Below are 23659 nucleotides of genomic sequence, written 5' to 3'. Positions count from 1 at the left end.
GGGTGGTGGGGATCAGAAGTCGCTGGGCAGGCCGCTCGCCTCGGCGATGCCGCGCAGTTCCTCGTTCTGGATGTGGCGTTCCTTGAGGTAGTCGGCTATCTCGCCGAGGCGCTCGGGGTCGGAGGCGGTGGCCGCGTCGGTGACGACCCGGACCGGGCCGGTCTCGTCGGTGCTGATCTCGACGACCTCGTTGTCGAGACGTCCGGTGACGGCGGTGGCGATGACGAGGGCTGCCTCGTCCCTGATCTCCTGGGGCAGTGCCTCGGTGCTGTCCCCGTCCAGCGAGAAGTCGATGGTCGGCATCTGCTGCTCGTCGATCGCCTGGAGGACCGGTTCCACCACGCTGAGCAGCAGCTGGTAGTCGTCGCTGGCCATGCGTACGCGCAGGAGGTCGAGGTAGACGTCCACGGGACGTCCGTCCGGCGGAGGAATCTCGTGTTCGTTCATTCGCCCCGTGTTCCCCGTGCCGGATGTCTCAGACCCTCCGCCAGCGTGCGAGGGCGAAGGAGAAGACGCCGAACAGCACCAGGCCCGCGGCGACACCGGCCAGCAGCCAGGGGCCGAGGGAGGTGTCGGCGAAGGAGCGGAGGGTGTCGTCCAGCCCCTTCGCCCGGTCGGGCGCGTAGTCGACGGCGGCCCGTACGGCGAAGGCCCCCGCCGCGGCGAACACGATGCCGCGGGCCGTGCCGCCGCCGACGCCGGTGACGTCGACCAGCAGCCGGGCCCGGTGGTCCATCCCGCCGAGCTTCATCTTCTTGCGATAGGTGCGGCGCAGCGCCTGGACGCCCATCACCACGCCGGCGACGACGATCGCTGCCCCGGCCGCGCCCACGAGCCACCGGCCGGCGGGCATCTCCATCGCCCGGGCCGTGACGTCCCGGGACTGCCGGTCGCTGGAGCCGCTGCCGCCCGCTCCGGCGGCGAAGGCCAGTACGGAGTAGGCGACGAACGCGTAGAAGACGCAGCGGGCGGCGGCGGGCAGGCGCTTCCTCGCCGTACGGCCGTCCTTGCCGGTGACTCCGAAGAGCGCCTCGGACAGCCGCCACAGGGCCATTCCGGCGAGTCCGGCGCCCAGCGCCCACAGCAGTACCGCGCCGAAGGGCCGGTCCGACAGCTCGGCCAGGGCGCCGCCCCGGTCCGCCTGCCGGTCCCCGCTGCCGAAGGCGATCCGCAGGGCCAGGATGCCGACCAGCAGGTAGATGACGCCGCGCGCGGTGAGCCCCGCCCGGGCGGCCCCCTCGGCCGCCGATCCGTTCGCGGCCCGCCGGGCGCGGCCCCGTCCGGCGCGTGCCAGGACACGTGTGTTCATGTGTTCTCCCCTCCCGGACTCCGGATGCCCCGGCTTCGTCGGCGCACACCGCGGTGGCCGTGGACGGACGACCGCCCGTACACCGACGGGTGGTGTACGGGCGGTCGTCCGTCGTGCCCCTGGCCGTCCCCGGCGTCAGTCCGCCACGCCCGCGGGCGCGCCGGCGGCCACGGGCGCCGGTGGCGTCGCCGGTGCCGGCGCGTCCGCGAGGTGGCGCCGGGCGGTCTCCAGGGCCCGGCGCACGTCACGGGTACCGGTGGACACGCACAGCGTGTACGCCAGGTCCCGGGTCCGCGGGCCCGGTCGGCCCGTCGCATCGACGGGCTCGTCGGCCGCGGCCGCCTCGTACTCCGCCAGGAGTCCGCGCAGCACCGCGGGGTGTGGCATCAGCATCCGTTCCGTCCCTCCCTGTGTGTCCGGTGTCGCCGTTGTGTCAGGCTCGTCGCCCCCTCGGCCCATCAGGTCCGCGCCGGGTGTCCGGGGCGGGCCGTGTGCCGGCCCAGCGCCTCGTCGCGCACGCGGGCGCAGCTGCGGCTGATGAGCCGCGAGACGTGCATCTGCGAGATGCCCAGGGAGTCGGCGATCCGGCTCTGTGTCATGTCCTCGAAGAAGCGCATGTAGAGAATGGCGCGCTCCCGTTCGGGCAGCCTGCGCAGGCCCTCCTTGGCGGACTCGCGGTCGATCACGGTGTCGTACGAGGCGTCGGCCGCGCCGAGGGTGTCCGCGAGGCTGTAGCCGTCGTCGCCGGCCGACAGCTCGGCGTCCAGCGACAGGGTGCTGAAGCTCTCCAGCGCCTCCATCCCGGCGCCGACCTCGTCCTCGGTCAGTCCGGTGTGGGCGGCGAGGGCGGCCACCGAGGGTTCGGGACTGCCCGGGCTCTGGGCGAGTTCCCGGCGGGCCACGCGCACCTTGTTGCGCAGTTCCTGGACCCGGCGGGGCACCCGCAGGGCCCACATCCGGTCGCGGAAGTGGCGCTTGACCTCGCCGGTGATGGTGGGCACGGCGTAACTTTCGAAGGCCCCGCGCTCCGGGTCGAAGCGGTCGATGGCCTTGACCAGGCCGAGCGCCGCGACCTGGCGGAGGTCCTCGATGGATTCCCCGCGGTCCCGGAACCGACCGGCGATCCGGTGGGCCATGGGCAGCCAGGCCGTGACCAGTTCGTCGCGGACGGCGTCGCGTTCGGGTCCGTCCGCGAGCCCCGCCAGGCGGCCGAAGAGGGCCATGGTGTCGGGAGCGTCGTCGTGCCGGCGGCGGGCCGGGGCGTTCGAGGGGTCGGCGGGCCGGGTGGTCTCGGGGGTACCGGGAGGGACGGTGGGCGTTTCTATGAGCATGCGGATCCGCTCCTGAACGGTGGTCTCAGGGGACTTTCCGCGGGAACGGCGCTGTCCGGGGCGCCCGGGCACACCCGGGGCACCGAAGCAGCCGTACCGCTCCCGCTGCTGCGCCTCCGGTCCGAAGCACGAATCTGCGACTGCCCCTGCGCCGGTGGAACAAACTCCGCTTTTCGAAAAGTCATCAGGACAGCGGAACGACCACGGTGATGCACTTGCCTCCGGAGGGAAGATCTGCCACCCGTACTTCGCGCGCCAGCCGGCAGACGATCGGCCAGCCCCGGCCACCGAGGCGCCGGCGGCCCCGGTCGTCCGTGGCGGGCACGGCCACCGGCAGGTCGTGGCTGCGGTCGCACACCGACAGCCGCACTCCCGGTCGCGCCCCGGGGTCCACCACGTCGACCCGGAAGTCGGTGATGCCGCCGCCGTGCAGGATGGCGTTGGTGGTCAGTTCGGAGGCGACGAGCACGGCGTCCGACAGGGCGCCCGGGTCGCACGGCGCGCGGCCGGGGGCGCCGCGGCCTTCGGTGACGGCGCGTTCGACCGCCCTGCGGGCGTCGGCGGGCCTGCACGGCGGGCACCGGCGGCAGGCGTCCGTGCCGCGTTGTTCGACGACGGGTTGAGTCGTGTCCCTGTCACGCATCCGTCAGCTCCCTGTTCGTGGGACGGTCCGGTTCGGCCGTGTGCGCGCCGTGCGGCCTCGTCACTGTCGGCTGACCTCTGCGGGTACGGGCAAACCTCCGGTCCTCCGTGCGGCCCAAGGGCCATCCGGGCGCCCAGCGGGGGTACGCGGGATGCATGACGGATGTTGTGGACTCGGACGAACTGCTGCGCCGGATGCACCGCGCGAGGAGCCGCGCGCTGGAGGAGGGGCGGCACTGGCGGGCGCGCAGCGAGGAGCTGCGTTCGACCGACCCGGAGGCATCCCGGGAGGCGGCCGTGCGGACGGTGGCGTACGAGGCCGTCCTGCGGGTGCTCGACGAGGTGCTGACCCCGGGGCGGAACGCGCGGTGAGGCGCGGCGGGACGGATTGACGCGGCGCCGGGCGGGAAACCGGTCGGCATGAGCGCCGATCACAGCCGAGCACCGGTCCTGGAAGCCCTGGTCGAGTACCGCCGCGAGGGACGGCTGTCGTTCACGCCGCCCGGACACAAGCAGGCGCGCGGGGCGGACCCGGCGGTGCGCGAGGTGCTCGGTGACGCGGTGTTCCACGGCGACGTGCTGGCGACGGCCGGACTCGACGACCGGCTCACCCGGGGCCGGGTGCTGCAACGCGCCCAGGAGCTGATGGCGGACGCCGTGCACGCCGATCACGCGTTCTTCTCGACGTGCGGGAGTTCCCTGTCGGTGAAGGCGGCGATGCTGGCGGTGGCGGGGCCGCACGAGAAGCTGCTGATCGGCCGGGATGCCCACAAGTCCGTGGTCTCGGGGCTGATCCTGTCCGGCATCGAGCCGGTGTGGGTGGAACCGCGCTGGGACGCGGAGCGGCATCTGGCCCATCCGCCCGCCGCCGAGGCGTTCGAGGATGCCTTCGCCGCCCATCCCGACGCCAAGGGTGCCCTGGTCACCAGCCCGACGCCGTACGGCGTGAGCGCCGATCTGCGGGCCGTCGCCCAGGTCTGCCACCGGCGTTCGGTGCCGCTGATCGTCGACGAGGCGTGGGGCGCGCACCTGCCCTTCCACCCCGATCTGCCCTCCTGGGCGATGGACGCGGGCGCCGACATCTGCGTGACCAGCATCCACAAGATGGGCAGCGGTCTGGAGCAGGGCTCGGTGTTCCATCTGCGCGGCGACCTGGTGCAGCCCAAGCTCCTCGGCATGCGCGCCGACCTGCTGAGCACCACCAGCCCGTCGGTACTGATCTTCGCCGGTCTGGACGGCTGGCGGCGGCAGATGGCGCTTCGCGGGCACGAGCTGATGGGCGGCGCCCTGGAGCTGGCGGCTGGCGTCCGGGCGGCCGTCGAGCAGATCGACGGCATGCACGTCAACGACCGGGACGACTTCTGCGGACCCGGTGCGGGCCACGGCTTCGATCCGCTGCCGGTCGTCATCGACCTCGACGGGCTCGGCATCTCGGGCTTCAGGGCGGCGGACTGGCTGCGGGAGCACCGCGGCGTGATCGCCCACATCACCGACCACCGCCGCATCGGCGCGCAGATCACCCACGGCGACGACCGGGAGACCGCGGACGAGCTGCTCACCGCGCTCAAGGACCTCGCCCGTGCCGCTCCCGGCCTGCGCCCCGCACCGCGCGTCGAGGTGCCCTCGCCGGCCGAGCTGCGGATGCCGCAGGTGTGCCTGCCCCGGGACGCGTTCTTCGGCGCCACCGAGGACGTGCCCCTGGACCGGGCCGCCGGCCGGGTGGCGGCGGAGATGATCACGCCGTACCCGCCCGGCATCCCGGCCGTGCTGCCCGGTGAGCGGCTGGCCGAGCCGGTCCTGCGCTATCTGCGCAGCGGCCTGGAGGCGGGGATGTACCTGCCCGACCCGACCGATCCGGCGCTGGAGACGATCAGGGTCGTCGCGGCGCGGGGCGAGTGAAACGGATCACCTGTCGGGGTGTCGGTTTCGCCGAACGCCCAGAGATGGTTTAGCGTTCATCCATACGTGGCGACGGAGTCGACCGAAATGTCCTCCGCGGTCACCGCTTACGGCCCTGGCCGGCCTCCCCCGTCCGGCCAGGGCTTTTTCATGCCCTCGCGCCGCCGCCCCCGGTTCGGGCACGGAATCCGTACGGAATCCCGCCGTCCGCCGAGGTGCCCGGATGGGCGACAGCGACTGAAATGGGCATAGGGAAAGCCCCGGAACCGAATCGCCGGCGAGGAGCCCCGTGCCATGACCAAAGCGATCAAACTCCTGACCGCCCTCCCCCTCCCCCAGCGCGCGCGGCTGATGGAACTGGCCCAGGAGGTCTCCTTCCCGGAGGACGACCGGATCTTCGAGGCGGGGGGCAGGGCGGACCGCTTCTGGGTCGTGCGCTCCGGCGCGGTCTCCCTGACCCAGCAGGTGACGTCGGTGCAGCGGGTCACGGTCGCCAGTCTCGGCGTGGGCGACCTGCTCGGCTGGTCCTGGCTGTTCCCGCCCTACGAGTGGGACTTCGGCGCCGAGGCGTTCAGCCCGGTGCGCGCCTACGAGTTCGACGCGGCCTCGGTGCTCGACCTGTGCGAGCGCGACCCGCAGCTGGGCATCGTGCTGGTGCGGTCGGTCGCGGAGATCCTCGCCCACCGGCTGGAGTCCACCCGGGGCCGGCTCATGGAGCACTACGCGCTGCACGGACGCGGCTCGCTGTGAGCCGCCGTCAGACCCGGTAGCGGCGCAGCGCCGGCATCGCGACGGCCAGGGCCAGCATCACCGCCACGACGAGCAGCCCGCCGCCTGCCACGGCCTCCCGCGCGCCGAAGGCGGACCCGGCGCCGCCGTGCAGGACGTCGGCCAGCCGCGGGCCGCCCGCCACCACGACGGTGAACACGCCCTGCATGCGCCCGCGCATCTCGTCGGTGGCCGCGGACAGCAGGATCGCCCCGCGGAACACCATGGAGACCATGTCGGCCACACCGGCCACGGCCAGGAACGCCACCGCGAGCCACAGGCTGCCGCTCAGCCCGAACCCGGCGATGGCGGCGCCCCAGACGACGACCGCGCCGATCACCATCCAGCCGTGCCGGCGGGCCCGCGAGAAGGTGCCGGAGAACAGGCCGCCGGCCACCGCACCTATGGGAATCGCGGCGAACAGCAGGCCGAGCGCGAGCCCCTCGCCGTAGGGGGCGTACGTCTCGGCGGCGAGTTGCGGGAACAGGGCTCGGGGCATGCCGAGGACCATGGCGACGATGTCGGCCAGGAAGGACAGCAGCAGCACCTTGTGCCCGGCGATGTAGCGGAAGCCGGCCACGACCTCGCGCATGCCCGCACGCCGGACCCCGGTGCCCGCCAGCGGCGGCAGCGCGGGCAGCCGGTAGACCGCCCACACGGTGACGCACAGGGCCAGGGCGTCGATCAGGTACAGCTCCGGCAGTCCGATCAGCGGGATCAGCGCACCGGCCAGCAGCGGGCCGACCACCTGCCCGGTCTGCATGACGGTCGACCCGAGCGCGTTGGCTGCGGGCAGCTCGCCCTCGGGCACCAGACGGGCGATGGAGGCGTTGCGTGCCGGGGCGTTCAGGCCCCAGAAGGCCTGTTGCAGCGCGAGCAGCAGCATCAGCGCGGCCACCGACTCCATGCCGGTGACCGCCTGTATCCAGAAGAGCAGCGAGGTCACCGCGATGCCGGTGTTGGTGATCAGGAGCAGCTTGCGGCGGTCCATCGTGTCGGCCACCGCGCCGCCCCACAGCGCGAACACGATGAGCGGCAGAAGACCGGCGAGGCTCGCGGCGCCGACCCAGGCCGAGGAGCCGGTGATGTCGTAGATCTGCTTGGGCACGGCGACCGCGGTGAGCTGGCTGCCGACGGCCGTGACGATGGTCGAGGACCACAGTCTGCGGTAGGCCGGGCGGCGCAGGGGGCGGGTGTCCATGGCCCAGCGGCGCCACCCCCGCTGCCGCTCCCCGTCCGGCGCCGGGGCCTTCGCCCCGGTTTCGGTGCCGCTCTCGCCACTGCTCTCGCTGGTGTCCACGCGCTTCCTACATGCTCGGTACATCTTTCGTCTGCGGGGATCACTATCGCAGGTCCGTTCGAGCCCGCCGGGCCGCGCGTGGCCGGATCCGGGCTCAGGCTCCGGCTACGAGGGAGAGACCCAGGACGATCATGGTGGCGGCCACCAGACCGTCGAGGACCCGCCAGGCCGCGGGCCGGGCCAGGAAACGGCCGAGGTAGCGGGCGCCGAAACCGAGCGCGGCGAACCAGACCAGGCTGGCGACCGCGGCCCCGAGACCGAAGGTCCAGCGCAGCGGCCCCCGGTCGGCGGCGACGGACCCCAGCAGGAAGACGGTGTCGAGGTAGACGTGCGGGTTGAGCCAGGTCAGGGCCAGGCAGGTGAGCACGGCCCGGCGGCGCGAGCCCGCGGCGTCGCCGTCCGCCCGCAGCGCACCGGAGGGACGGAACACCCGCCGGGCGGCCAGGGCGCCGTAGCAGAGCAGGAACGCACCGCCGATCCAGCCGACGGCGGTCAGCGCACCCGGCCAGGCCACCACGACGGCGCCGACCCCGCCGACGCCCAGGGCGATGAGCACGGCGTCGGACAGCGCGCAGATCCCGACCACGGCGAGGACCGCGTCGCGGCGGACCCCCTGACGCAGGACGAAGGCGTTCTGGGCGCCGATGGCGACGATGAGCGAGAGGCCGGTGCCGAAACCGGCGGCGGCTGCCGTAAGGGCGTTGTTCATGCACTCGACGCTAAGCGGGCGATCACCGCACGTACAGCTAAAGATTCTTACGTATCCTTAGCAGGTATCATCATCCGGCATGACGACGACCTTCGCGGATCTGCCGCTGGACCAGGTGCGCACCCTGCTGGCCGTGGTGGACGAGGGCACGTTCGACGCGGCTGCCGCCGCCCTGCACGTGACCCCGTCCGCGGTCAGTCAGCGGGTGAAGGCGCTGGAGCAGCGCACCGGCCGGGTGCTGCTGCTGCGCACCAAGCCGGTGCGGGCGACCGAGTCCGGTGCCGTGCTGGTACGGCTGGCCCGCCAGGTGGCGCGGCTGGAGCGGGACGCCTCGGCCGAGCTGGGCCTGAGGGGGGAGGGCGAGCCGACCCGGGTGTCGGTGGCGGTGAACGCGGACTCGCTGGCGACCTGGTTCCTGCCCGCCCTGACCCGCCTCCCGAAGGAGCCCGCCCTCTGCTTCGAACTGCGCCGCGAGGACGAGGGCCACACGGCGACGCTGCTGCGGGAGGGCGTGGTGATGGCGGCGGTGACGTCCTCGCCCGAACCGGTGCCGGGCTGCACCGTCCGGGCCCTGGGCCGGATGCGCTATCTCCCGTGCGCCACCGCGGACTTCGCCGCGCACCGTCTGGCGGGCCCGCCGCACGAGGTCGTCGCCGGGGCTCCGGTGGTGGTCTTCGACCGGCGGGACGACTTCCAGGACGCCTTCGCGCGGCGGCTCGGTCACGACGGCGCGAGCGCCGCACGGCACTACGTGCCGACCTCGGAGGGTTTCGTCGAGGCCGTCGCCGCCGGTCTCGGCTGGGGCATGGTGCCCCAGCCGCAGGCGGACCCCCTGCTGCGCACCGGCAGGCTCGTCTGCTTCGCCCCGGACCTGGCGGTGGACATCACGCTGTACTGGCAGCAGTGGAAGCTCGACTCCCCGGCGCTGGCCGCGGTGGCGGACGCGGTGGTGGTGGCGGCCGCCCGGGCGCTGCGCCGCTAGGCGCCCGGCACCGTGGGCGGCACAACGGGCGTCCGCCCGGTTTCGCACCGCTGTCGACAGGTCACCCGCATCGGAGTAAGCCATGCACGAGGGCGCAACGATACCGATCGCAGGTGACTTTGATGGACGACTGGCGAGAGCACGCCGCATGCCGGACGGAGGACCCCGACCTCTTCTTCCCGATCGGCACCACCGGCCCGGCCGCATTGCAGACCGAGCAGGCGAAGGCGGTCTGCCGGACCTGCCCGGTCCAGGAGCAGTGTCTGCGCTGGGCACTCGACACCGGGCAGACCCTCGGCGTCTGGGGCGGCACCAGCGAACTGGAACGCCGGGCGCTCAAGCGGCGCGAGGCCGCGCGCCGCAGGTCCGGCTGACCGCGTGGCCGGGGCCGGACCTGAGGCCGTCGCGGTCCCTGGGCCGCTCCCCGCGGCCAAGTCCCCCGCGGGAGCCGCGCGTCGATCAGGCGGTCTCCCGTGCCGCGGCCCGGCCCGCCGCCCGTCCGGAGAACAGGCAGCCGCCGAGGAAGGTGCCCTCCAGCGCGTTGTACCCGTGCACCCCTCCCCCGCCGAAGCCGGCCACCTCGCCGGCCGCGTACAGGCCCTCGACCGGGGTGCCGTCGGCCCCCAGGGCGCGGGAGTCGAGGTCGGTCTGGATGCCGCCGAGGGTCTTGCGGGTGAGGATGTGCAGCTTGACGCCGATCAGCGGGCCGGCCGCCGGGTCTAGGATGCGGTGCGGGGTGGCGACCCGGCCGAGGCGGTCGCCGATGTAGCGGCGGGCGTTGCGGATGCCCTGCACCTGGGCGTCCTTGGCGTACGGGTTGGCCAGTTGCAGGTCGCGGGCCTCGATCTGACGCCGGAGTGCGGTGGCGTCCAGGAGCGGCTCGTCGGTCAACCGGTTCATCTTCTCCACCAGTTGCTCCAGGTTCGGCGCGGTCACGAAGTCCGCGCCGTGGCGCAGGAACGCGTCCACCGGGCCCGGTGCTCCCTTGCCCAGCACGCGTTCGCGCAGGAAGCCGGCGCGGTCCTTGGCCGTGATGTCGGGGTTCTGCTCGGAGCCGGAGAGCGCGAACTCCTTCTCGACGATCTTCTGAGTGAGGACGAACCAGGAGTGGTCGTGTTCCGCGAGGCCCTCGGCCGTGCGCAGGTGGCGCAGGGTGCCGAGGGTGTCGTAGCCGGGCAGGTACGGCTCGGGCAGCCGGCGGCCGAGCGCGTCGAACCACATCGAGGACGGTCCGGGCAGGATGCGGATGCCGTGGCCGGGCCAGATCGGGTCCCAGTTGCGCACGCCCTCGGTGTAGTGCCACATCCGGTCCCGGTTGACCAGGCGGGCGCCCGCCTCGGCGCTGATGTCGAGCATCCGGCCGTCGACGTAGGCGGGAACGCCGGTGACCATCCGGGCGGGCGGGGTGCCCAGGCGCTCGGGCCAGTGGCGGCGGACGATGTCGTGGTCGGCGCCGATGCCGCCGGAGGTGACGATCACGGCTCGGGCGGTGAGTTCGAACTCCCCGGCCGCCTCGCGGTTGGAGGCGACTCCGCGCGGTGAGTCGTCCGGGGCGAGGGCCGTGCCGCGCACCCCGCGCGCGCTGCCGCCCTCGACGACCAGGTGGTCGACGCGGTGGCGGTGGTGGAAGGTGAGCAGCCCGTCGCGCGCGGCCTGCTTCGCGTACCGCACGAAGGGCTCGACGACCCCCGTGCCGGTGCCCCAGGCGATGTGGAAGCGGGGCACGGAGTTGCCGTGCCCGCCCGCCCTCAGGTCGCCGCGCTCGGCCCAGCCGACGGTGGGCAGGAAGGTGATGCCGTGCCCGGCCAGCCAGGACCGCTTCTCCCCCGCCGCCCACTCGACGTAGGCCCGCGCCCAGCGCACGGCCCAGGAGTCCTGGTCCTCGGTGCGGTCGAATCCGGCGCTGCCCTGCCAGTCGTTCCAGGCCAGGTCGAGGGAGTCCTTGACGCCGAGCCGCCGCTGTTCCGGGGAGCCGACGAGGAAGAGGCCGCCGAAGGACCAGAATGCCTGCCCGCCGAGGTTGGCCGCGTTCTCCTGGTCGACCAGGGCGACCCTCCGGCCCCGGCTGGTCAGCTCGTGGGCCGCGACCAGGCCCGCCAGACCCGCTCCGACCACGATGACGTCGGCATCCATGGCGACCGTCCCTTCCTGTTGTGTCGGTGACCCCGTGGTCAGTGACGCGTGCTGCCGTCGGTGAGCAGCGCGGTGAGCAGTTGCCCCAGCCAGACCCGGGCGCGGACGACGTCCCGGTCCAGGAGCAGTTGGGTGGTGACCCCGTCGTACGCGGCGACCACGGCGTGCGCGGCTTCCTCGGCGTCGCCGAGCACCGCGGGCAGTGCGGTGTGTCCGCGGGCCCGGGCGAGCCGGTCGGCGATCGCCCGCCTGAGCCGGGCGCGGTGCTCCAGCAGGGTCCGGGCGACCTCCGGGTCGCGGGCGGCGTGCACCAGGAAGTCCGTCTTGACCAGGAGCCAGTCCCGGTCCAGGAGCAGCACCTCGCTGACGCGCTCCACGGCGGCGGGCACGTCCAGATCGGGGCCGTCGGCCGCGAGGGCGGCGGACACCTGCTCGGCGATCAGGTCGGCCCGTTGCTCGTAGAGGGCGAAGAACAGTTCGTCGAGACTGTCGAAGTTGGAGTAGAAGGCGCCCCGGCTGTACCCGGCCGCCTCGCAGACCTCCTCGATCGACACCCGGCCGAAGCCCTTGGCGGCGAACACCGCGAACGCGGCGTCCAGGAGGTTCGCACGGGTGCGCACGCGCCGCCTGGTCACCCGCCCGGTGACCGCCTTCGGGACCATGCCCGGCTCCTTCGCTCGATTCGATGCGCGAATGTATCGGATACACCGACGTATCGAAAGAGGCCGGCCACGGAAAGGCCCGCCACGGAAAGGGGGACGAAGAGGCGGCGACGGGTGACGACGGGTGATGACCACGCTCTTAGAACGTATTTTCGAATCTGGAGTACGCTGGTCCCATGACCAGGCATCTCCAGGGCTCGCTCTTCGACCAGACCGACGAGGTCGGGCTGGGTCCGCTCGACGGACTGCGCCGCACCCACCTCGGCTCCGGGGCCTGGATCGACCTGCTCCCCGGGTGGCTGAGCGGCGCCGACGCGCTGTTCGAGCGGCTGGCCGCCGAGGTCCCCTGGCGCGCCGAGCGGCGTGAGATGTACGAACGCGTCGTCGACGTGCCCCGGCTGCTGGCCTTCTACGGCGCGGGCGACCCGCTGCCGGATCCCCTGCTGACGGAGGCACGCGACGCCCTGTCCGCGCACTACGCCGAGGAACTGGGCGAGCCGTTCACCACCGCGGGGCTGTGCCACTACCGCGACGGCCGGGACAGCGTCGCCTGGCACGGCGACCGGATCGGACGCGGCGCGCGCCAGGACACGATGGTCGCCATCCTCTCGGTGGGCGCACCCCGGGACCTGCTGCTCCGCCCCGCGGGCGGGGGCGGGCGGACCGTGCGCCGCCCGCTGGGCCACGGCGACCTGATCGTGATGGGCGGCTCCTGCCAGCGCACCTGGGAGCACTGCATCCCCAAGAGCACCCGCGCCGCCGGTCCCCGCATCAGCGTCCAGTTCCGCCCGCAGGGCGTGCGCTGAGGGCCGGTCAACCGCCCGCGCCCGGTTTCTGGTTGGCTGTCCCGCGCGGGGGCACCACCGACCTGGAACGCGGGAGACCATGAGCGCGGACGTACGGCAAGTGGCCGACGGCACCTACCTGGTGCACGGCGGCCACACCAACTGGGTCATCCTCACCGACGGCGACGCGGCGACCCTCGTCGACACCGGATACCCCGGCGACCGCCGGGCGCTGCTCGACTCCCTGGCCGCCGTCGGGAGTTCGCCCGAGGCGGTGGCGGCCGTGCTGGTCACCCACGCCCACAACGACCACCTGGGCTCGGCCGAGTACCTGCGCGCCGCCCACGGCACCCCGGTCCTGCTGCACGAGGCCGAGGTGCCGCACGCCCGGCGCGACTTCCTCCAGCAGGTGTCGGTCGGCACGGTGCTGCGCAACGCCTGGCGCCCCGGCGTACTGCCCTGGATGGTGCACGTGCTGCGCACCGGCGGCACCGAGCAGCACCCGGTGACCGCTCCCGCGCCCTTCCCGACGGACGGTGCCCTCGACCTGCCCGGCCGGCCGGTGCCGGTGCACACCCCGGGGCACACCGACGGCCACTGCGTCTACCACCTCCCCGACGCCGGGGTGGTGATCTCCGGCGACGCGCTGGTGAGCGGGCACGCCCTCTCCCGGACCGAGGGACCGCAGCTGCTGCCCGACCTGTTCCACCACGACCGGGCGGGCGCCCTCGCCTCGCTCGACGTCGTCGCCGCTCTGGAGGGCGACGTCCTGCTGCCGGGCCATGGTCCGGTCCACCGGGGGCCGGTGAAGGACGCCGCGGACCTGGCCCGGGAACGGGCGTTCTAGAGTCGGGGCATGGCCTTGCAGATCAGTGCCACCAATCCGGAGCACCCCGCGCTCCTGCTCGAACTGCCCTGGCAGCTGCCGCTGGAGCGGTGGCCCGAGGAGTACCTCGTGCCACTGCCGCGCGGCATCTCCCGGCACGTGGTCCGCTACGCGCGCGCCGGGGACGAGGTGATCGCCGTCAAGGAGCTGGCCGAACGGCCCGCGCTGCGCGAGTACCAGCTGCTGCGCGACCTGGACCGGCTCGCGATCCCGGCGGTGGACGCGCTGGCCGTGGTCACCGGCCGCTCCGACGCCGCCGGTGAGGCGCTGGAACCGGTGCTGGTCACCCGGCACCTGGGCGGCTCGCAACCCTACCGGTCGATGTTCGAGACGACGCTGCGCCCGGCGACCATGCACCGGCTGATGGACGCTCTCGCGGTGCTGCTGGTCCGGCTGCACCTGGCCGGGTTCGCGTGGGGGGACTGCTCGCTGTCCAACACGCTCTTCCGGCGCGACGCGGGCGCCTACGCCGCCTACCTGGTCGACGCCGAGACCGGGGAGCTGCACCCGCGGCTCAGCGAGGGCCAGCGCGACTACGACCTCGACCTCGCCCGGGTGAACATCAGCGGGGAGCTGCTCGACCTGGAGGCATCGGGGGCGCTGCACCCCTCCGTCGACCCGGTCGAGTTCGGCACCGAGATCTGCGCCCGCTACCGGAGCCTGTGGCAGGAGCTGACCCGCACCTCCGTCTATCCGGCGGGCAAGTACCACTACATCGAGCGCCGGATCCGGCGGCTCAACGACCTCGGCTTCGACGTGGCCGAGATGCAGATCGAGCACGCCTCCAACGGCGACACCGTCACCTTCGTGCCCAAGGTCGTCGACGCCGGTCACCACCAGCGCCAGCTGCTGCGCCTGACCGGACTGGACGCCGAGGAGAACCAGGCCAGGCGGCTGCTGAACGACCTGGAGAGCTGGATGGCCACCCAGGACGACTACGCCCCGGGCGATCCCCTCGGCGCCCGCCCGGAGGTCCTCGCCCACCGCTGGGTGCGCGAGGTCTTCCGGCCCACCGTGCGCGCCGTGCCGGTGGAGCTGCGCGGCGCGATGGACCCGGCGGAGATCTACCACGAGCTGCTGGAGCACCGCTGGTACCTCTCGGAGCGGGCGCAGCACGACATCGGCCTGGACACGGCCGTCGAGGACTACATCGTCAACATCCTGCCCAAGGTCAGGGCAAGCCTGCAGCCCACGGCGGACTGAGCGGCACGCCCCGGGCTCAGGTGTGCGGGACCACCGCCACCGGGCACTCCGCGTGGTGCAGCACGCCGTGCGCCACCGAGCCGATCCGGGCGCCGACGGCCGTACGCCGGGCCCGGCGGCCGACCACCACGAGCTGGGCGTTCGCGGACACCGACAGCAGCACCTGGCCCGCGCTGCCCATCTCCACGTGCTCCACCACGGGGACGTCGGGGAAGCGCTCGCGCCACGGGGCGAGCGCCTCGCCGAGCGCCTTGCGCTCGTACTGCTCCAGGCCCCCGGCCTCGTCGGCGAGCGCCATCGAGCCGGGGCTGTAGGTGAAGACGGTCGGCAGGGCCCAGGCCCGCACCGCGCGCACGGTGGCGCCCCGGGCGGCAGCCGCCTCGAACGCGAACCCGATGACGTCGGCGCTGTCCTCCGGCTCGCCCTGCTGGCCCACGACGACCTCGCGGCCCGCCGCCTCGGCGGCGGCCTCGTCACCGGCCCGCACGAGGACGACCGGCCGGGTGGCCTCGGCGATCACCTGCTGCCCGACCGAGCCGAGCAGGAAGCCGACGACCGCGCCGTGCCCGCGCGAGCCGAGCACCAGTGTCTCGGCGTCGGCCGCGGCACCGAGCAGCGCCGCGACGGCGTCGCCCTCGTGGACGTCGGTGGTCACCGTGAGGCCGGGGTGGCGTTCGGCGACCGTCCCGACCGCCCGGGCCAGGGCGTCGCGCGCCCAGCCCTCCTGCGTCTCCCGGTCCACCGAGCCGGCCACGCCCTGGCCCTGGAACCGCCAGGCGTGCACGACGTGCAGCGGGGCGCGGCGGCGGACCGCCTCCCTCGCCGCCCAGGCCAGTGCGGCCAGGCTCTCCTCCGAGCCGTCCGAGCCTGCCGTGATCGGGCGCGTCATGCGGATCCCTCCCTGGGTTGCGGGAACGTCGTTCTCGGAGCCCAGTCTTCCCCAAGCCGCCCGCACGGCCGCGCGGGGGGAGCGTACGGGCGGCGGCCGCCCCGCTCCCGCCGCCCGCGCGAGGACCCGCGATCGAACATACGATGGGCGAAGGCCGGTGCGGTGACGGGGACGCCGTGCCGTGAATCCGGCCGCTCGACGTGGGGGACGTATGGCACAGGCCGACGGGGAGACACGGACCGTCATCATGACCGTGGACGACGATCCGGGGGTGTCCCGCGCCGTCGCCCGCGACCTGCGGCGGCGCTACGGCGCGACGTACCGGATCGTGCGCGCGGAGTCCGGCGAGTCGGCGCTCGACGCACTGCGCGAACTGAAACTGCGCGGCGACCTGGTGGCCGTGATCCTGGCCGACTACCGGATGCCGCAGATGAACGGCATCGAGTTCCTCGAACAGGCCCTGGACGTGTACCCGGGCGCCCGGCGGGTGCTGCTGACCGCGTACGCGGACACCAACGCGGCGATCGACGCGATCAACGTCGTCGACCTGGACCACTACCTGCTCAAGCCCTGGGACCCGCCCGAGGAGAAGCTCTACCCGGTCCTGGACGACCTGCTCCAGGCCTGGCGCACCGGCGACCACCGCCCGGTGCCCAGCACCAAGGTCGTCGGGCACCGCTGGTCGGCGCGGTCCTCGGAGGTCCGGGAGTTCCTGGCCCGCAACCAGGTGCCCTACCGCTGGTACTCCTCGGACGAGCCGGAGGGGCGGCGGCTGCTGTCGGCGGCCGGGCAGGACGGGCAGCGGCTGCCGGTGGTGGTCACGCCGGACGGGACCCCGCTGGTGGAGCCGGAGGCGCCCGAGCTGGCCGCGCGGGTGGGCCTGGCGACCACGCCGACGGCCGACTTCTACGACCTGGTGGTGATCGGCGGCGGCCCGGCGGGGCTGGGCGCGGCCGTGTACGGCGCCTCGGAGGGGCTGCGCACGGTGCTGGTGGAGCGGTCGGCGACCGGGGGCCAGGCCGGGCAGAGCTCGCGCATCGAGAACTACCTGGGCTTCCCCGACGGCGTCTCCGGCGGCCAGCTCACCGAGCGGGCCCGGCGGCAGGCGGCGAAGTTCGGCGCCGAGATCCTCACCGCGCGCGAGGTGACCGGCCTGGAGGCGAACGGCGCGGCGCGGGTGGTCCGGTTCTCGGACGGCTCGGCGATCGCCGCGCACAGCGTCATCCTGGCGACCGGCGTGTCCTACCGGCAGCTGACCGCGCCGGGCACCGAGGACCTGGCCGGCTGCGGGGTGTTCTACGGCTCGGCGCTGACCGAGGCGGCGTCCTGCCAGGGCCACGACGTGTACATCGTGGGCGGCGCCAACTCGGCCGGGCAGGCGGCGATGTACCTGGCCCGGGGCGCCAAGTCGGTGACCCTGCTGGTGCGCGGCGGCTCCCTGGCGGCGTCGATGTCGTACTACCTGATCCAGCAGATCGAGGAGACGCCCAACATCCGGGTGCGCTGCGGCACTGTCGTCGAGGGCGCGCACGGGGACGGCCACCTGGAGCGGCTCACCCTGCGCGACGCGGTCAGCGGCGCCACCGAACTCGTCGACGCGCAGTGGCTGTTCGTGTTCATCGGCGCGGCCCCGCTGACCGACTGGCTGGACGGCACGGTGCTGCGGGACGAGCGCGGCTTCATCCTCGCCGGGCCCGATCTCACCCCCGACGGGCGGCCGCCGGCCGACTGGGAGCTGGACCGGCCGCCGTACCACCTGGAGACCAGCGTCCCGGGCGTGTTCGTGGCGGGCGACGCCCGCGCGGAGTCCGCCAAGCGGGTCGCGTCCGCCGTCGGAGAGGGAGCCATGGCCGTGATGCTCGTCCACCGGTACCTGGAGCAGTCGTGAGCGGGCGGCCGATGCCGTGCAGCCCGGAGGAGATCGGGAAGCTGTTCCTGTTCGAGAAGCTGACGCCGGAGCAGCTGGGCCGGTTGTGCGCCGAAGGCCGAGTGGAGCTGTTCGACCCGGGCCCGGTGTACGCGGAGGGCGAGGACGCCACCTGCTTCTACGTGATGCTGGCGGGGACGGTCGTGCTGACCCGCCGGGTCGGCGGAGACGAGGTGGAGACCAACCGCACCTCGCAGCCCGGGGTGTACGCGGGCGCGATGCAGGCGTACGTCGGCGACCGGGTGCCGCAGGTCTACAACAACTCGATGCGGGTCACCGAGCCGACGCGGTTCTTCGTGCTCCCGGCGGACACCTTCGCGGCCGTCATGCGGGAGTGGTTCCCCATGGCGGTGCACCTGCTGGAGGGACTGTTCTTCGGGTCCAAGAACACCCAGCGCGCCATCGGTCAGCGCGAGCGGCTGCTGGCGCTGGGCTCGCTGTCCGCGGGTCTCACCCACGAGCTGAACAACCCGGCGGCGGCCGCGGTGCGGGCCACCGAGACGCTGCGGGAGCGGGTGGCGAAGATGCGGCACAAGCTCGCGGTGATCGCCGAGGGCCCGTTCTCCCGCGACGCGCTCGCCGGGCTCATCGACATCCAGGAGCGTACGGCGGAGCGGGTGGCCAAGGCGCCCTCGCTCAGCCCGCTGGAGGCGGCCGACCGCGAGGACGTCCTCGGCGACTGGCTGGAGGACCACGGGATCGGGCAGGGCTGGCAGCTCGCGCCGACCTTCGTGCAGGCCGGTCTCGACACCGAGTGGCTGGAGCAGGTCGCGGCGGCCGTGGACGCGGAGATCCTGCCGGGAGCGATCGGCTGGCTCAACTACACGGTCGAGACCGAGCTGCTGATGAACGAGATCGCGGACTCCACCGCCCGCATCTCCCACCTGGTGGACGCGGCCAAGCAGTACGCGCAGCTGGACCGGGCGCCCCACCGGACGGTCGACGTCCACGAACTCCTCGACAGCACCCTGCTGATGCTCTCCGGGAAGATCGGTCCGCGGATCGAGGTCGTCAAGGAGTACGACCGTACGGTGCCCCGGGTCCCGGCGTACCCGGCGGAGCTGAACCAGGTGTGGACCAACCTGATCGACAACGCGGTCGCCGCGGTGAACGGCGCGGGCGGCGAGGGGACGCTGACCGTGCGGACGGCGCTCCACCACGACCGGCTGCTGGTGGAGTTCCGGGACACCGGCACCGGGATCGCCCCGGAGATCCGGGAGCGCATCTTCGACCCGTTCTTCACCACCAAGCCGGTGGGCGAGGGCACCGGGCTCGGGCTGGACATCTCCTGGCGGATCGTGGTCAACAAGCACCACGGCAGCCTCCAGGTCGAGTCCGTTCCGGGGGACACCCGTTTCCAGGTGCTGCTGCCGCTCACCGCCACGGAAACCGATCAGACGAACACCGATCAGACGGATACCGCCGATCCGAGCGAGGAGCCGGTATGACCAGCGACACCGGAATCGACCCCACCGTCCCGCCGAGCGGCACCGGCTGCGCCGAGTGCGACGCGGCCGGCGGCTGGTGGTTCCACCTGCGGCGCTGCGCGAGCTGCGGCCACGTCGGCTGCTGCGACAGCTCACCGGGACAGCACGCGACCGGCCACTACCGGTCCACCGGGCATCCGGTGGTGCAGAGCTTCGAGCCGGGCGAGGAGTGGTACTGGGACTACGCGACCAACGAGGTGCGCGAGTCGGGCCCGGACCTGGCCCCGCCCGGCAGCCATCCGGCCGACCAGCCGTCCCCGGGCCCGGCGGGCCGGGTCCCGGCCGACTGGGCGAGCACGCTCCACCGCTGACCCGGCCGCCGGGCGGACCGCCGGGCCGGGAAAGGGGGAGGCCCGCTGTCGGACCCGCGTGTCAGGATGGGCGGCGTGCCGCAGACCTCACTCACCAGCCCGCTCGTCGGCCGCGAGGACGAACTCGCGCGTCTCACCGGCGTGCTGGAGCGCGCCCGCGCCGGTGAGGCCCGCGCGGTCCTCGTGGCCGGGGACGCCGGGGTCGGCAAGACCCGGACCCTGGACGAGGTCGCCGGGCGCGCCGCCGCGGCCGGGACGACGGTGCTCACCGGTCACTGCGTGGACCTGGGCGACGTGGGCCTGCCGTATCTGCCGTTCACCGAGATCCTGGGCCTGCTCGCCGCCGACGAGCGGTTCGCCTCCGTACTCGCCGGGCACCCGGTGGCCGACCGGCTGCTCGGCGGCGGCCCGGACGCCGGAACCGACGCCGCGCCCTCGCGCCTCAGGCTCTTCGAGGGCGTGGCCGCCCTCCTGACCGACCTGGCGGACGTCGCACCGCTGCTGCTGGTCCTGGAGGACCTGCACTGGGCCGACCAGTCCTCCCGGGACCTGCTGAGGTTCCTGCTCGGGCGGGGGGTCCTGCAGCGTCCGGCGGGCGGGGCGCCCGGCCACCGGCTCGCGCTGTTCGCCTCGTACCGGGCGGACGACCTGCACCGCCGCCACCCGCTGCGCCCGCTGCTGGCCGAGCTGGTGCGCCTGCCCGGCGTGGAGCGGCTGGAGCTGCGCCCGTTGCCGGACGCGGACGTGGCCCGGCTGGTGCGCTCGCTGCGCCGGCGGCGGCTGCCGGACACGACCGTACGCCGGATCGTCGAACGGGCCGAGGGCAACGCCTTCTACGCCGAGGAGCTGGTCGCGGCCACGGACGCGCCGGCCGGGGGCGTCCCCAGCGGGCTGGCCGACGTCCTGCTCATCCGGTTCGAGCAGCTGTCCGAGACCGCCCAGCAGGTGCTGCGCACCGCCGCCGTGGCGGGCCGCCGGGTGGGCCACGGCCTGCTCCGGGACGCCGTCGGGCTGCCCGAGGAAGAGCTGGAGTCGGCGCTGCGCGAGGCGGTGGAGCGGCAGTTGCTGGTCTCCGGCGACGGGGACACCTACTCCTTCCGGCACGCCCTCGCCCGGGAAGCCGTCTACGCGGACCTGCTGCCAGGTGAACGGGCCCGGCTGCACGGCGCCTTCGCCCGGCTGCTCGCGGGCCCGCAGCGCCGGTCGGACCACGCGGCCGAGCGCGCGCACCACTACCGCGAGAGCCACGACCTGCCCGAGGCGCTCGCCACGTCCCTGGAGGCCGCCGACCACGCCCAGCGCATCGGCGCGCCCGCCGAGGAGCTGCGGCACGTCGAGGCGGCGCTGGACCTGTGGACGGCGGTCGACGCCGCCGCCCGGCCCGCCGGACCCGACGCGGTGACGCTCACGCTGCGTGCCTCCGCGGCCGCCGTGCACGCCGGTGAACTGCACCGCGCGGTCTCCCTCACCCGCTCCGCGCTGGCCGGCCTCGGCCAGGACGCGGACCTGGAGCTGGCCGCCCGCGTCCGCTACACCCTGGCCGGCAATCTGCTGAGCGTCGACAACCTGGAGTCCGCGTACGCCTACAGCAGCGAGGCGCTGGGTCTGATCCCCGCCGAACCGCCCTCGTCGACGTGGGTGTGGGCGGCGGCGACGCATGTGACGGCGGCCCGCCAGGTCGGGGAGAACGAGACGGCGCTCGGGGTGGCCCGCCGGGCGCTGCGAGCCGCCGAAGAGCTGGAGGTCACCGACGCCCGCGCCGATCTGCTGATCTCGCTGACGAGCCTGGAGGGCCACAGTCGCGCCACCCCTGAGGGCCGGGAGCGGCTCCTGGAGGCACGCGAGCTGGCGCGGCGGGCGGGCAACGCCCCCGTGGAGCTGCGCGCGCTGTTCAACCTCGCCATCGGCTGCTTCGAGTCCGGCGACCTGGAGGAGTGCCTGCCCTGGGCTTCGGAGGGCCTGGACCGGGCCCGCCGCTCCGGGCTGCTGTCCTCGCCGTACCCGCGGGAGATGCGGTATCTGCGGCTGCTCGTGCAGTACACGCTGGGCCACTGGGACGAGGTGCTGCGCGAGTCCGCCGAGGACTCCGGGGAGCGGTCGGCCGTGGACGGTCACGCCCTCGGACCGGGGCTGTACGTGGCGCTGGCGCGCGGCGACGCGGGGGTGGCGGACCGGGCCCGGGCCCTGCTGAGGGGGCCGTTCGACTGGATGGCGCGGATGGTCGCGGGCGTCGTACTGACCGACGCGGCGGCACTGCGCGGGGACGCGGAGGACGCCGTGCGCTGGATGCGGTCCAGCGTCGAGACGCTCACCGAGGCGGGCACGCGCCCCACCGTGACCCTGCGCCTGGCCACCCTCGCGCTGTCCGCCGTCGCCGACACCGTGACCGAGCTGCGCCGGGCCGGGGACGACGCCGGGGTGGCCCGCTGGTCGGACACGGCGGCCGAACTGCTGGCCGACGCCCGCTGGTCCGCCGGGCACGGCTACGACGACGTGCCGCAGGGCCCGGAGGGGCAGGCGTGGCTGGCGCGTGCGGAGGCCGAGTGGTCCCGGGTCGCCGGCGCCGCGCCGGACCCGGCGGCCTGGGAGAAGGCGGTCGCCGCCTTCACGTACGGCGATGCCTACGAACGCGCGCGGTGCAGGCTGCGGCTGGCCGAGGCGCTGCTGGCCGCCGACCGGCGCGAGGAGGCGGCCGCCGAGGCGGACACCGTACGCCGGGAGGCCGACCGGCTCGGCGCGACGGTGCTGCGCGAGCGGCTCGACGACCTGGCCCGGCGCGGCCGGCTCACGGGCGGCCCCGCGGCGGCCGGGACGAGCAGCGCGGCGCTGACCGCCCGCGAGCAGGACGTCCTGCGACTGCTCGCGCTGGGGCACAGCAACCGCCGGATCGGCGAGGAGCTGTACATCAGCGCCAAGACGGCGAGCGTCCACGTGTCCAACATCCTCGCCAAGCTGAACGCGGCCAGCCGCACGGAGGCGGTCGCGGTCGCCCACCGGCAGGGTCTGGTCGCCCCGGAGCCGACGTCGCCGCACTGAGGCGGACCCCGGGAACCCCCGCCGCCCGGCGGACGTTGACCCGGCACCGGCTTCCGGAGCGCGCACCACGACACAGGACGGCACGATGAGCGACTTGGTCCCCGGGGGCAACGTCCCTCTGCCGGGCGGCCCCGTGAGCGTACGGGTGCCCGGCGGCTTCGACGTGTCGGCGCTCGTCACGGACGACGGCGGAAAGGTCGCCGGCGACGAGGACTTCGTCTTCTACAACCAGCCGGAGGCACCCGGCGCCGGCCTGCGGGACGACACGCTCACCGTCGATCCGGCGCGGCTGCGGCCGGGCGCCACCCGGGTGACGGTGGCGGTCAGCCCGTCGGACCCCGGCACCGTGCTGAGCGCGCTCCCCTCCCCCACGGTCCTGGTCGCCGACGCCCGCGGCCGGGCCGTCGCCCGGTTCACCCCCGTGCGTCCCGGGCAGGAGACCGTGCTGCTGCTCGTGGAGTTCTACCGGCGCGGGGCGGGCTGGAAGGTGCGTGCCCTGGGGCAGGGGTACGCCGACGGACTCGCCGGGCTCGCCCGGGACTTCGGCGTGGAGGTGACCGACGACGCGCCGTCCCGGCCCGCCGCGGCCCCGGAACCGGCCGGCCCCGAGGGCCCGTCCGACGAGTTGCTCGATCTGGTCAACTCCGCTCGTGCCGCTGCCGGTTCGCCCTCCGTACTGACCGACCCCCGCCTGCTCTCCGCGGCCCGCGCGCACGCCGCCGCCATGGCCGCCGCGGGCACGCTGAGCGTCGAGACGCGGGACGGTGTCTCGGTCCACCAGCGCGTCGTCTCGGCCGGGTTCGCCTATCTCACCGTCGGCGAGCACCTGGTCTCGGGCCCGCGCACGCCCGCCGAGTTCGTCGCCTACTGCCTGCGCACCGAGCGCACCCGGCGCACGCTGCACGACGGCCGCTTCACGCACGCCGGGTGGGCGCACGTCACGGGCGGGCCCTCGGGCGACACGTACTGGACGGCATTGTGGGCCGTGCCGCTCACCTCGGACGGCCTGGCCCGCACGACGACGGAGGTCGTCGACCTCACCAACCGGGAGCGGGCCGCGGCGGGGCTGCCCGCCCTGGCCGTCGACGCCCGGCTGACCACCGCGGCGCAGGCGCACAGCGCGGACATGGTGGCCCGCGACTTCTACTCGCACACCGATCCGGACGGCGGCAAGCCCTGGGACCGCGCCGCCGCCGCGGGCGCCGCCCGGCGCACGGTCGGCGAGAACATCGCCTGCGGCCAGCGCTCCCCCGCCGACGTGGTGGAGGGCTGGATGAACAGCCCGGGGCACCGGGCCAACATCCTCAAGTCCGACTTCACCCACATCGGTGTCGGCCTGGCCGGCGGCGGCCGGGCGGGCACCTACTGGACGCAACTCTTCGGCGGCTGAAGGATGAGGG

At 74.1% G+C, this 23659-nt stretch carries 23 protein-coding genes; 13 read left to right on the top strand and 10 right to left on the bottom strand.

The genetic code is table 11. The features are described from left to right. Positions 1-12 precede the first annotated feature (12 nt). The 5 genes from IE258_RS36740 to IE258_RS36720 form a co-directional block, all read right to left on the bottom strand. Positions 13-447 (bottom strand): hypothetical protein, encoded by a 435-nt coding sequence (locus tag IE258_RS36740; protein ID WP_189750157.1) that lies wholly within the window; start codon positions 445-447, stop codon positions 13-15. Positions 448-475: 28 nt separating this feature from the next. After that, positions 476-1309, bottom strand: a complete 834-nt coding sequence (locus IE258_RS36735) for a DUF1206 domain-containing protein (RefSeq protein ID WP_189750156.1) — start codon at positions 1307-1309, stop codon at positions 476-478. A gap of 135 nt (positions 1310-1444) precedes the next feature. Beyond that, the gene (locus tag IE258_RS36730; protein ID WP_164460997.1) at positions 1445-1702 is read right to left on the bottom strand and encodes a DUF5133 domain-containing protein; all 258 of its coding nucleotides are present in this window, start codon (positions 1700-1702) and stop codon (positions 1445-1447) included. Positions 1703-1767: 65 nt separating this feature from the next. Continuing rightward, positions 1768-2640 carry a SigB/SigF/SigG family RNA polymerase sigma factor gene (locus IE258_RS36725; RefSeq protein ID WP_189750155.1) on the bottom strand — a complete coding sequence of 291 codons (873 nt, stop codon included), beginning with the start codon at positions 2638-2640 and terminating at the stop codon, positions 1768-1770. A gap of 184 nt (positions 2641-2824) precedes the next feature. Beyond that, positions 2825-3283: an ATP-binding protein gene (locus IE258_RS36720; protein WP_189750154.1), complete on the bottom strand. Its 459-nt coding sequence runs from the start codon at positions 3281-3283 to the stop codon at positions 2825-2827. A gap of 155 nt (positions 3284-3438) precedes the next feature. Here IE258_RS36720 and IE258_RS36715 point away from each other — a divergent pair, with 155 nt between their 5' ends. From IE258_RS36715 to IE258_RS36705, 3 genes are all read left to right on the top strand, one after another. Next, on the top strand, positions 3439-3654 hold the full coding sequence (locus tag IE258_RS36715) for a hypothetical protein (protein WP_159326416.1): 216 nt from the start codon (positions 3439-3441) through the stop codon (positions 3652-3654). A gap of 48 nt (positions 3655-3702) precedes the next feature. Further along, entirely contained in the window at positions 3703-5181 is a 1479-nt protein-coding gene (locus IE258_RS36710) for an aminotransferase class I/II-fold pyridoxal phosphate-dependent enzyme (protein WP_189750153.1), read from the top strand. A 294-nt stretch (positions 5182-5475) separates the two neighbouring features. Further along, positions 5476-5931: a cyclic nucleotide-binding domain-containing protein gene (locus tag IE258_RS36705; protein ID WP_189750152.1), complete on the top strand. Its 456-nt coding sequence runs from the start codon at positions 5476-5478 to the stop codon at positions 5929-5931. 7 nt (positions 5932-5938) lie between these two features. Here IE258_RS36705 and IE258_RS36700 read toward each other — a convergent pair whose 3' ends face one another. Continuing rightward, positions 5939-7249 (bottom strand): MFS transporter, encoded by a 1311-nt coding sequence (locus IE258_RS36700; RefSeq protein ID WP_229892656.1) that lies wholly within the window; start codon positions 7247-7249, stop codon positions 5939-5941. A 94-nt stretch (positions 7250-7343) separates the two neighbouring features. Continuing rightward, the gene (locus tag IE258_RS36695) at positions 7344-7958 is read right to left on the bottom strand and encodes a LysE/ArgO family amino acid transporter (protein ID WP_161378070.1); all 615 of its coding nucleotides are present in this window, start codon (positions 7956-7958) and stop codon (positions 7344-7346) included. Between the two features lie 79 nt (positions 7959-8037). Here IE258_RS36695 and IE258_RS36690 point away from each other — a divergent pair, with 79 nt between their 5' ends. Both IE258_RS36690 and IE258_RS36685 read left to right on the top strand, forming a co-directional pair. Further along, positions 8038-8940 (top strand): LysR family transcriptional regulator ArgP, encoded by a 903-nt coding sequence (locus IE258_RS36690; protein ID WP_189750150.1) that lies wholly within the window; start codon positions 8038-8040, stop codon positions 8938-8940. 122 nt (positions 8941-9062) lie between these two features. Beyond that, positions 9063-9314, top strand: coding sequence for a WhiB family transcriptional regulator (locus IE258_RS36685; RefSeq protein ID WP_159326411.1), 252 nt, complete (start codon positions 9063-9065; stop codon positions 9312-9314). A gap of 85 nt (positions 9315-9399) precedes the next feature. Here the strand turns inward: IE258_RS36685 and IE258_RS36680 are convergent, their stop codons facing one another. Both IE258_RS36680 and IE258_RS36675 read right to left on the bottom strand, forming a co-directional pair. Next, the gene (locus tag IE258_RS36680; RefSeq protein WP_189750149.1) at positions 9400-11073 is read right to left on the bottom strand and encodes an FAD-binding dehydrogenase; all 1674 of its coding nucleotides are present in this window, start codon (positions 11071-11073) and stop codon (positions 9400-9402) included. Positions 11074-11111: 38 nt separating this feature from the next. Next, on the bottom strand, positions 11112-11735 hold the full coding sequence (locus IE258_RS36675; RefSeq protein ID WP_189750148.1) for a TetR/AcrR family transcriptional regulator: 624 nt from the start codon (positions 11733-11735) through the stop codon (positions 11112-11114). 176 nt (positions 11736-11911) lie between these two features. On the opposite strand from IE258_RS36675, the gene IE258_RS36670 reads away from it, so the two are divergent. The 3 genes from IE258_RS36670 to IE258_RS36660 all read left to right on the top strand — a co-directional run bounded on the left by IE258_RS36670 (position 11912) and on the right by IE258_RS36660 (position 14609). Further along, on the top strand, positions 11912-12541 hold the full coding sequence (locus IE258_RS36670; protein WP_159326409.1) for an alpha-ketoglutarate-dependent dioxygenase AlkB: 630 nt from the start codon (positions 11912-11914) through the stop codon (positions 12539-12541). Between the two features lie 79 nt (positions 12542-12620). Next, positions 12621-13367, top strand: coding sequence for an MBL fold metallo-hydrolase (locus IE258_RS36665; RefSeq protein WP_189750147.1), 747 nt, complete (start codon positions 12621-12623; stop codon positions 13365-13367). A gap of 9 nt (positions 13368-13376) precedes the next feature. Continuing rightward, positions 13377-14609, top strand: coding sequence for a DUF4032 domain-containing protein (locus IE258_RS36660; protein ID WP_189750146.1), 1233 nt, complete (start codon positions 13377-13379; stop codon positions 14607-14609). Between the two features lie 16 nt (positions 14610-14625). Here IE258_RS36660 and IE258_RS36655 read toward each other — a convergent pair whose 3' ends face one another. Then, positions 14626-15498, bottom strand: a complete 873-nt coding sequence (locus tag IE258_RS36655) for a universal stress protein (protein WP_189750145.1) — start codon at positions 15496-15498, stop codon at positions 14626-14628. 211 nt (positions 15499-15709) lie between these two features. On the opposite strand from IE258_RS36655, the gene IE258_RS36650 reads away from it, so the two are divergent. From IE258_RS36650 to IE258_RS36630, 5 genes are all read left to right on the top strand, one after another. Then, positions 15710-17386, top strand: a complete 1677-nt coding sequence (locus IE258_RS36650; protein ID WP_189750144.1) for an NAD(P)/FAD-dependent oxidoreductase — start codon at positions 15710-15712, stop codon at positions 17384-17386. A gap of 11 nt (positions 17387-17397) precedes the next feature. After that, positions 17398-18873: an ATP-binding protein gene (locus tag IE258_RS36645; RefSeq protein WP_373309976.1), complete on the top strand. Its 1476-nt coding sequence runs from the start codon at positions 17398-17400 to the stop codon at positions 18871-18873. After that, positions 18870-19223, top strand: a complete 354-nt coding sequence (locus tag IE258_RS36640; protein WP_087811155.1) for a UBP-type zinc finger domain-containing protein — start codon at positions 18870-18872, stop codon at positions 19221-19223. The genes IE258_RS36645 and IE258_RS36640 overlap by 4 nt, the downstream gene beginning before the upstream one ends. A gap of 66 nt (positions 19224-19289) precedes the next feature. Beyond that, complete coding sequence (locus tag IE258_RS36635; RefSeq protein ID WP_189750142.1) at positions 19290-22259, top strand: ATP-binding protein; 2970 nt, start codon at positions 19290-19292, stop codon at positions 22257-22259. A gap of 85 nt (positions 22260-22344) precedes the next feature. Further along, positions 22345-23649 carry a CAP domain-containing protein gene (locus IE258_RS36630; RefSeq protein WP_189750141.1) on the top strand — a complete coding sequence of 435 codons (1305 nt, stop codon included), beginning with the start codon at positions 22345-22347 and terminating at the stop codon, positions 23647-23649. The last annotated feature ends 10 nt before the right edge of the window (positions 23650-23659 follow it).

It is taken from the genome of Streptomyces tendae (assembly GCF_014650435.1).
GTDB lineage: Bacteria > Actinomycetota > Actinomycetes > Streptomycetales > Streptomycetaceae > Streptomyces > Streptomyces tendae.
This window is presented reverse-complemented; position numbering and strand designations above follow the sequence as displayed.